This window comes from Pseudoalteromonas sp. SWN29, assembly GCF_015864465.1.
GTDB lineage: Bacteria > Pseudomonadota > Gammaproteobacteria > Enterobacterales > Alteromonadaceae > Pseudoalteromonas.
The window spans coordinates 1-9357 of the sequence record NZ_JADYXE010000080.1; the positions used below are offsets into that span (position 1 = coordinate 1).

The following is a 9357-nucleotide window of genomic DNA, read 5'->3' on the forward strand; positions in this document are numbered from 1 at the left end:
GGCATTGTTTTTCCACGCCCTCTACTTAATTTTAATGATTAAATATTAAGCGCGACAACTAGTCTGACAGAGAGGGCAGCTAAAGCATTCTTACCTGAAGCTTTAAGTGAATTAACTTCGTATTTTAAGCAAAGTGCGATTCTGTATGCGGAAGCTTATAGAAGAGCAAGCGATAATAGTGATAGCTGTAAAACACAACTTAATAGTGCTTTACCTACTTTACCTAGAGATTACAAAAGTGTATTTAGCCAGTGCATCCATTCAGCAACACCTAAAGTTGGTGAGCATTTAGCTAATATTTTATCTCAGTTGCAAGTACATCATGCAAGGCTGAATAGTGAGTATGAGGAATTCAATCCTGATAGTAACATGCTAAAAACCCCTTCAAATATCATGAGCAATATTTTTTGTTTGGGTAAGTTATAAGCTTTAGTTAATAAAACTTTTTTATTTGCCCGTGGCATAGAGGAAATTGATTTTTCGCCACTAACTCCTGACGAGTTTGTTACGGCTTATCGGAATTTGGATATTGAAATCGAAGAAATTGAAGGCCTCTTTGAATTTACAGGTAGGCCTTATGCGCGTATGGTAAATGAAACATAATCGGGTAGCCGGAGGTCTCTAACCTCCAGCCCCCACACCACCCATCATGCGGGTCCGCAATGGGCGGTTCATCTTCCGTAATGAATACCGATCCAAATATCTCTCAATGACACTAAACCTTGTGATGCTAAATAGTCATTGCCTAGCGCAATGTTAATTCCTTTTGTTTTTGAGCTTCGACAAGGGCCTTTGCTGGTGATACCACAGGCTATGTCGAGTCGTTCGCTAACACCCAGCTTTATTAAACTGCGTACTTTCGTGCGTGGTTTTCGCCATTGCCGCCAGTAGCACATTCTTATCCTACGGCGGATCCAATGATCAAAATCCACCGTTAACTGATAAGCGTTGGCTATTAGGTAATAGTGTCCCCAGCCACGTAAATACTGCGTGAGTTTATGAATTTGTAGGGTCATTGAGATCCCCCAGTTGCGGTTAGTGAGTTCTCTTACATTTGCTTTAAATTTCTTTAGCGCCTGTTCGTGGATCTGCACTTGAGCGTAACGGAAGGTAAACACGAGAAATTTCGAGCCTGATACGGGACCGACGCGACTTTTCGATTCATTCACTTTGAGTTTTAATCGGTTAGTGATAAACGCAGTAATTTCCCGTTGGATTATGAGCCCTTCGCTTTTCGTTTTTACTAAAATGATTATGTCATCAGCGTAACGTGCAAACTTAAGGCGTTTGTAGGTTAACTTCTTATCTAATTCATCGAGTAAAATGTTGGAAAGCAAAGGGGATAATGGCCCACCTTGAGGGACTCCTTTGGTTGACTCAAACCACAGACCTGTTTCGCGCTCTGCGACCCCCGCTCGGAGGTATTTACCGAGTAGGCGCATGAGTGCTTTGTCTTTGATTTTACGACCAACACGATTCATCAACATGTCATGGTTCACTGCTTGACTGGCTCTTTTATGTGGGCGATAACCATAACTATGTGGTGAAAATAGAGGCTCAAAGTAAGGGCTAATCACTTGAGTAATAGCTTGTTGGATCACTCTGTCGATAACAGAAGGGATCCCAAGCATTCGCTCACCGCCATCAGGTTTGGGTATTATCACGCGTTTGACTGGCAAGGGTTGATAAGTGCCGTTAAGTAATTGTTGTTTAATACCCAGCCAATGTAACTTAGCGAAGTGATTAAATTCCTCAATACTCATATTATCAATACCGGCAGCCCCTTTATTGCGCTTAACATGTTGCCATGCAGCGCTAATATTGTGGTTACTCAGTACCCTTGCCATCAGGTCATGGTTTGTTTGGTTGTATTCATTCGAGGTATTATTCACAGTCGAACGCTGTTCATCACTATCACAACACGGTGATCTATGTGAATTCAAGTTCATTTGTAGTATCTCCTCTGGTTAAGATGTTCAGGCCTTCACCATGTCTTATCCATTACGATAAGTGTTTGGCTACTATGCCGTCTGCTGACTTCTGATAAATCACTCTATCGATTACTCGATAAAGCGCGTCAAAACTAACGCTTGTTTACTGCTATTTCGCTCGCTGTAGGTCGCAGCAACCAGAGCGCCCAGGGTTGAAAGACCAGTCCCTAACTGGTGATCGCCAAGCGTTAGCGCAAATGCGTGTTTATCAGATCTCCCCGAATAAGGTGCATCGACTTTCTCTGCACAACTGCATCATTTACGGTGGCCGTTAGATCACATGACTTCGCTATCTTGTGCTAGCTCGTCTCCAGCCTACGCCTCATATGATGTTTTTGTTCATCAGCTCGCAGATTTGCTAGCGGCTTCCTCCAGACTATCTCTCGCGATTTAGCCCTTGCCATTCGCTAGTAGTTATCATTTAATAACAGTGTGTTATTTAAACGGTGATCTTCCTACAGAGGACTTTCACCTCATAAGTCAATGCCCATGTCGGGCGTACACAAGCACTTCAAACGGAACAAAAACAGTTGGTTAGGTTCCGCTTAAGTGGGCGTTGAGGCTGTAGAATTACTCATTTTTAAGAAAAACAGCCTGTTTTATGGGTTCTAAATGTATTACTTAATGCTTTAAGAACGCTTAGAGTTAATTACAGGAGCTCGTTTTTTAATTGAATTTGGCTGTTGAAGTTATTCTACAGTCTCGTTATACATTTAGGAGTTATCTCAATGCGCAAATTAACTATCACCATATTTTTCCTATTAATAGTAGGATGCTCTGCTTCATCGGGTACAAATTTCACAATTGGTCAGGCTAATTTAGTTGAAAACGGAATGACAAGAGAACAAGTTATCCAAATTATGGGAGGAAACCCTTATTCAATACAAGATCAAGGAAAAACTTTTGTTTGGTCTTTTGCTAAATTTAATGGGTTCACAGGTGCTAACGAAAGTAGAGCTGCTCGATTTAATTTTGATGAAGAAGGTTTAACTTATGCTGTTCCCGAGGGTGGCGTTTATGGTGATATAAGTAAATACCAAGACAATCCCAAATAGAGTATCTAACGGTAAAAATGTATAACAAGTGACTATGGTGTCAATTCCTAAATTTAAACCATTTTAGGATCCCACATGACACCATCTCTCACCATCTCTCACCATCTCTCACCATTGAATTTATGATCACAAGAATTATAGTGACATATATGGACGCTCCCTTGAAGTCAAGACGAGCTAATGTATAAGCATCAAAATTGATGCCTTTATTTTATTATCATGTATCCCATTTCACAGTCATGATGCGCCACAAGCTTGCTGAAAAGCAAAGGTACTGACATATATTCGAGCTATGGTGCCATGGTTATCATGCGCCATGCTCCTAATGAGCTTCGTACCAAGGGACCTAAAAAATATTCACCCAAACGAGATTTAATCTCGTGTCTTTATCTGGTTAACCTTGGTTAGCGTGCGCTTTTTGTTTCATTATAAGTGAAGTACATACAGGATAAGCGTATGTTACGACTTAAGTGCCCAAACACCCACTCAGGTTTAAAACCTATGTCATAATCAGGCTGTCTTAAGTCGTAAACTCGGGTGTGATTGGTGTGTAAAATACGCATAATTAAGCATCCTTTTGTGTATTTTGCACAAACTGAGGTGAGTAGAGAGTTTGCTTGGTCAGCAATATCCACATCAGTCGCGCCAATCTGTGCGCGGTGGCGACCACCACACAATTAAAGTGTTTTTTCTCGCGTAACTGGTTAATCCACAAACTTAACGCATCTGTTTTATGGTGGCTTCTGGCGATAATGGCGCGAGCACCATGAATAAGTTGTTTTCGTAGGTAACTGTTACCACGTTTAGTAATGCCAGACATTTTACTTTTATCGCCTGACGCGTATTGTTTAGGTGTTAACCCTAGCCACCCCCCCAGCTCTTTTGCATTTTTAAATGCCTGACCGTTCCCGATTGACGCTGCATAAGCTGAGGCATTGAGTACACCCACGCCAGGAATAGAGTGAAGTATTTTAGCGTTTGTATCACGTTCAACGTGTGCAGTAAGCATCGCTTCAATGGCTTTAATGCGTTTAACAAGGGTTTTGTACTCAGTGTAAATATCACTCACCATTGTACGTAATAGCGGGCGAAGTGCAGAGTCACTTTCTAACGCAATGAGTCCTTGCTCTAATGCCTTTATACCGACAGGAAATACATACCCAAAATCGACCAATAAACCGCGTAATTGATTCGTTGCAGCAATGCGGTTTTGTAGCAGCCGTTCGCGTATTTTATGAAGCATGAGTATTTCTTGCTGAGCTTCGGTTTTAATAGGAACGAATTTAATATTAGGGCGTAAGCTTGCTTCATAGATAGCAAGCGCATCGTTACTGTCGTTTTTATTACCGCGTACAAAGGGAGTAACGTGTTGTGCAGGGATAAGGTCAACGGTATGACCGTAAGACGTAAATACTCTCCCCCAATAGTGGGAAGAATAGCAGGCTTCCATCACCACGCGGCACGGTGGGGTATTCGCCATGAAGGCGTTGAGTTTAGGTCTGTTTAAGCGTTTATTGCATTCTCTTTTATGGTTAGAATTAAAGCCAGCGACTTGGAATACATTTTTTGCTAAATCAATTGATAATGTGCTAATTTTCATGGTGGACGTTCCCTTTAACTGAGTGTGAGTTAACCAGTTTGGCGCATTGACGCCATTTTGGGGAGCGTCCATCTCATCACCCATCCTAAATTTTGTTTTTGGAGTGGCTGTCTGGTTTAATATTAAAACGCTTAGTAAAAAAATTACGCAAAGAGTACGACGCAAAATTAGAACAAGGTATGCAAGCACAGCGTAAAGGCGATATTAAAAGTTACGCCATGTTAAGCGCCGAAGCCGAAAAAATTTGGAGTGAAATAGAAATTCTAGAGGCTAAAAAAGCTAAATAAATGCATATGTCAAAACGTATTCGCTTTGCTTTAAAAGCCGGTGTATACGTTTAGAAAATTAAATCTCAAACTCCCCCTCCCTCTTTCAAGACGTCTTTAGTACTTTCTAATTATCCTCAAGTAAAACAACAAAAAACTTATTTTATCACTCGCATAAATACCTATTTACAATAATGTTTTTAAGTGGAATTATTGAACAATGTAATCTAAGCCGTTTGGAAGGGATAACGCCTTAACGTTGGATTTAATAAGCTGTTATGAATATATGGAGCTCAGCTATGAAGGACGATATTATGATAATTGAACATATTGGAAGCTTCTACAGATAACCTCCATTAAAAATGGATATTTTCATCTGTATGCTGTTTATACTTCAAATATTTTAGTCGCTTTAGTGGCATTATAGAACTAAGGAGGGTTTAGTGTATGCGTAAGTTATTAATATATATTTTACTCGGTTTTACTTTTTTACACTGGTCAAATTTTGCAAATGCTACATCCCTGAATGAAGCATACAAAAATCATCAAAGTAACGTTCAAGTACCGGGCTCTGGAATCGTTATTCATATATTAAACGACGATAATAATGGCTCGCGTCATCAAAAGTTTATTCTTAAATTAAGTACAGGCATTACTATTTTAATTGCACATAATATTGATCTTGCGCCAAGAATTAATTTGCTTTCAAAAGGTGATACTGTTCAATTTTATGGTGAGTATGAGTGGAATAAAAAGGGGGGCGTAGTACATTGGACTCATAAAGATCCCAATGGATATCATGTTGGTGGTTGGTTAAAGCACAAAGGTAAAATATACCAATAGCCTTATAATAAATCGATTCAGGCGAGGCCATGTTCTTTCCTCCGTTTAGTAAGACTCACTGCTTTTCGAATCTGATTTATTTCTTAATAGTGAGCTATATAAAAAGGCAGTAATAATGATACAAAAAATAGAGCAACCAGCAGAAAAGAAAGCATTTGGTTTATGGAGTGCGATATTTTTGGGTATTGGCTCAATGGTTGGCGCTGGTATTTTTATCGTTATTGGAGAAGCGGGTGTAATTGCGGGAAATTTAGTTACTATGTCTTTTGCAATTGCAGCAATTATCGCGTTATTTTGTGGCTATTCATTAAGTAAACTTGCTGTTCGCTACCCTAGCCGAGGTGGGATTGTTGAATATCTTATTCACGGTTATGGCGAAGGTGTATTTTCTGGTGCTCTTGGGGTGCTCTTTTATTTTGCTCAATTAGTAGCAATAGCTGCTGTATGCAAATCTTTTGGAACCTATGCCGCGACCTACTTTCCAAAAGAGGATACTCATTTATTCATTAATATTTTTTCAGTTAGTGTGTTGTCTTTTTTCGTTATCGTAAATTTTATTGGTGCGTCAATTGTCGCCAAAGCTGAAAACCTTATTGTGGTTATTAAACTATTCGCTTTAATTATTTTTACCGTATTAGCATTGTTTTACATTCAACCCGCACGATTATCGTTAACTCATGCACCCGATACTTTAAATGTTTTTTATGCCTTAGGTTTAACATTTTTTGCCTTTCAAGGGTTTAGCGTAATTACCAATAGTGTTGAAGATATGCAAAGCCCAGAAAAAACTATGCTAAAAGCCATGGTTATTGCAATTTTACTTGTTACTGTTCTTTATATAGCTGTTTCTATTGCTGTGTTTGGTAATTTATCATTGGCAACTATTCTGCAAGATAAGGATTATGCTTTAGCTGAAGCTGTTCGCCCTGCATTAGGCGAATGGGGATTCAAGATTATAGCCATTACAGCCTTACTTGCCACCGCATCAGCGATCAATGCCACATTATATGCTGTTACACAAATTGGTTATACGTTAGCAAAGGAAGGTAGCTTGCCTAAACAATATGAATATCATGTTTTTAATAATACAGAAGGGTTATTAATCTCAGCAATTCTTATTGTGCCAATGATTTTATTATTAGATTTAAGTCAAATTGCCAGTATAGCGGCTATCTCTGTATTATTGATCCAAGGTTTTACTCACACCGGTCACTTATTTAAAGTTAAAGAAACTAAAGCGAAAATATCCTGTGTTATTGCGGCTGTTGTCGGATCTTTTGGCGCAGCACTTTTTGCCATTGCGTATTCATCTAAAGCAATGCCTCATATTGTTTATTACATTCTTTCAATTTTCTTTATCGCATTTATATTCGAAGTTATTATGCGTTTATACACAAATAGAGTAATACAAAAGCAAACTGCGTCTCAGATCAAAAAATAAAAATAACACGCCCTAGAGCACACCTATCTCAAGTTTTAATCTATATTTGTATAGATGTTTCTATAAGCGTTTTTATAAATAATCTTTAACGTTTTTTAGCTGTTTATCATGTACTTTTGAAAGCACTAACAATGAGCAAATAGCCCCAAATAACGCCAGTCCCATATCTGATTGGGTATCCCACACGTAACCTTGCGTGCCTAAAAACGCTTCTGCGTCTTCGCCGCTTAATACTGCAACCCACCACTCTATTAATTCGTAAAACGCGCTAAATGCTAAACATACCGAAATAACAAAGGTGATTAACCAGCCTCGACCATTTACTACTTTTTTGCGTAGCAAAATTTCGCGTGCTAGCAGTGCAGGTACAAACCCTTGAAAAAAGTGCCCTACTTTGTCGTAGTTATTACGCTCGCTACCAAATAGGTTATCAAACAATGGGACTTCGGCGTAGGTGTAATGCCCGCCAATCATCAGCACAATGCAATGCGCTAAAATAAAGGTGTATAAAATAGGGGTAAGTTTAAAGTGGCTATAAGTGCTTGCTAGCAGCACTAAACCAATAATTGCGGGGATAACTTCAAGCAGCCATGTAAATTGATCTTTTGGGTTAATACCAGACCAAATTAATACAATAAAAAATAGGCTCAGCCATAAATACTTCATTTAGAATCCTTGTCTAAATTGATCAAATTTACGGCATTTTACGCCTTTGAAATAAACGATGCTACCTATAGTTTGTTTTTGCGCTTAGCCTATTAAACAAAGTTGGAAAAAAGCGTTTAATTGTAGGCGCCCAACCACTTAAACCTTTACCCACAATCACTTCGTCTTTTTTATTACTAATGGCGTTAATCATTTTTTTAGCAGCTACGCTTACATCCATGCCATTTTCTATCGACTCTTCTGGTTTATTTTGCGCTATGCCTTGCTCGTTTAACGAGTTATGCGCAATTGCTGTTTTAATAGAGCCGGGGCAAATAGTTAAGCAATGAATGTTATGTTCGCTAACTTCTGCACGTAGGCAATCCATAAAGCCAACAACCGCATATTTAGAACCCGAATATCCCGTTCTAAATTTTGAACCTACTTTACCCGCCACACTACTAATAGACACAATTGAGCCACTGCGCCTTGCCACCATAGTAGGCAATATAGCTTTAGTAAGTGCAATTAAGCCAAAGTAATTAACCTCCATTAATTGGCGATACACGTTAAAGTCGTTTTCTAAAAATAAACTGCGCTGCGATACGCCGCCGTTATTAATTAAAATATCAATTGCAGGAAGCTCGCTCATTTGCGCAGTTATTGTGCTTAGTACCTGCTCTGGCTGGGCTAAATCAAGCGGCACAATTAAGTGCCCTTCGCCTTTAAGTACTGCTTTTAAATCATTTAGTTTATCTACATTGCGCGCCGATAAAATAACGCGCGCTCCAAGCTCGGCAAATTGTATAGCAAGCTCTTTACCAATACCTGACGATGCCCCGGTGATCCACACGGTTTTATTATTATATTGCATAAGCACCTGTAAATAATTTTTATTAGTTAAGCCTTTGTAGGACCTGCTATTGCGTTTACTTCATCTTCTAATGTTTTGTAAAAGCCCATTAAAAATAGTAGTTCAACAGTTACGTACAAAGGGCCAATAATTAAACCAATTAGGTCATCTACAAATGCAGGTTTTTTACCTTCGTAATAGTGCCCAATAAACTGTAATACCCAGCCAAATACAAACACACCTACGCCAATACTCAACCAAGGCCAAAACGCCATTGCCGCAATAGGCTGAGCACCAACAAGGAGTAAAGTGAATATCACGGCCATAATAAAGCCAAGCGAAAAGCTCAACATAAAATAATAAACAACCGACGCTAATACAAAAAGTTGTGCACCATCAATTACTACACTACCAAGGGGTATTTGAATACGCGCAAGTAAACACAGTGCTGCAAATACAATGAGCGGAATACCAATAAAGTGCGTTAGTACATTGCGTTTAGAGCGATGATATAAACCATATTTACCAAGCTGCTGTTGAAGTGTTTTCATTGTTTTGCCTTTATTTTTATATATAAAACTTACTTTAACGCCGTGCGCGACTTAAACAGATATCACATGCTCAAGTTGTAGCGGCTTATTATTTAGCTTAACGTTAGCAAGC

General features: G+C 39.0%; 9 protein-coding genes. 4 read left to right on the forward strand and 5 right to left on the reverse strand.

All coding sequences use genetic code 11. The features are described 5' to 3' along the window. Positions 1-671: 671 nt before the first annotated feature. Positions 672-1949, reverse strand: a complete 1278-nt coding sequence (locus I6F53_RS19400; protein WP_231616649.1) for a group II intron reverse transcriptase/maturase — start codon at positions 1947-1949, stop codon at positions 672-674. A gap of 770 nt (positions 1950-2719) precedes the next feature. Here I6F53_RS19400 and I6F53_RS19405 point away from each other — a divergent pair. After that, positions 2720-3046 carry a hypothetical protein gene (locus tag I6F53_RS19405; protein ID WP_197240840.1) on the forward strand — a complete coding sequence of 109 codons (327 nt, stop codon included), beginning with the start codon at positions 2720-2722 and terminating at the stop codon, positions 3044-3046. 565 nt (positions 3047-3611) lie between these two features. Here the strand turns inward: I6F53_RS19405 and I6F53_RS19410 are convergent. Then, a complete protein-coding gene (locus tag I6F53_RS19410; RefSeq protein ID WP_197240841.1) occupies positions 3612-4646 on the reverse strand; it encodes an IS110 family transposase in 1035 nt (344 codons plus the stop codon). 107 nt (positions 4647-4753) lie between these two features. Between I6F53_RS19410 and I6F53_RS19415 the strand changes: the two genes are divergently transcribed. From I6F53_RS19415 to I6F53_RS19425, 3 genes are all read left to right on the forward strand, one after another. Then, positions 4754-4933, forward strand: a complete 180-nt coding sequence (locus I6F53_RS19415) for a DUF6435 family protein (protein ID WP_197240845.1) — start codon at positions 4754-4756, stop codon at positions 4931-4933. A gap of 426 nt (positions 4934-5359) precedes the next feature. Beyond that, positions 5360-5755: a DUF3465 domain-containing protein gene (locus tag I6F53_RS19420; protein ID WP_197240842.1), complete on the forward strand. Its 396-nt coding sequence runs from the start codon at positions 5360-5362 to the stop codon at positions 5753-5755. Positions 5756-5870: 115 nt separating this feature from the next. Continuing rightward, on the forward strand, positions 5871-7196 hold the full coding sequence (locus I6F53_RS19425) for an APC family permease (protein ID WP_197209446.1): 1326 nt from the start codon (positions 5871-5873) through the stop codon (positions 7194-7196). Between the two features lie 72 nt (positions 7197-7268). Here I6F53_RS19425 and I6F53_RS19430 read toward each other — a convergent pair whose 3' ends face one another. The 3 genes from I6F53_RS19430 to I6F53_RS19440 form a co-directional block, all read right to left on the reverse strand. After that, positions 7269-7862 (reverse strand): DUF2238 domain-containing protein, encoded by a 594-nt coding sequence (locus I6F53_RS19430; protein ID WP_165741497.1) that lies wholly within the window; start codon positions 7860-7862, stop codon positions 7269-7271. 61 nt (positions 7863-7923) lie between these two features. Then, positions 7924-8715, reverse strand: a complete 792-nt coding sequence (locus I6F53_RS19435; RefSeq protein WP_197240843.1) for an SDR family oxidoreductase — start codon at positions 8713-8715, stop codon at positions 7924-7926. 26 nt (positions 8716-8741) lie between these two features. After that, positions 8742-9245: an Mpo1 family 2-hydroxy fatty acid dioxygenase gene (locus tag I6F53_RS19440; protein ID WP_010553511.1), complete on the reverse strand. Its 504-nt coding sequence runs from the start codon at positions 9243-9245 to the stop codon at positions 8742-8744. Between the last annotated feature and the right edge of the window lie 112 nt (positions 9246-9357).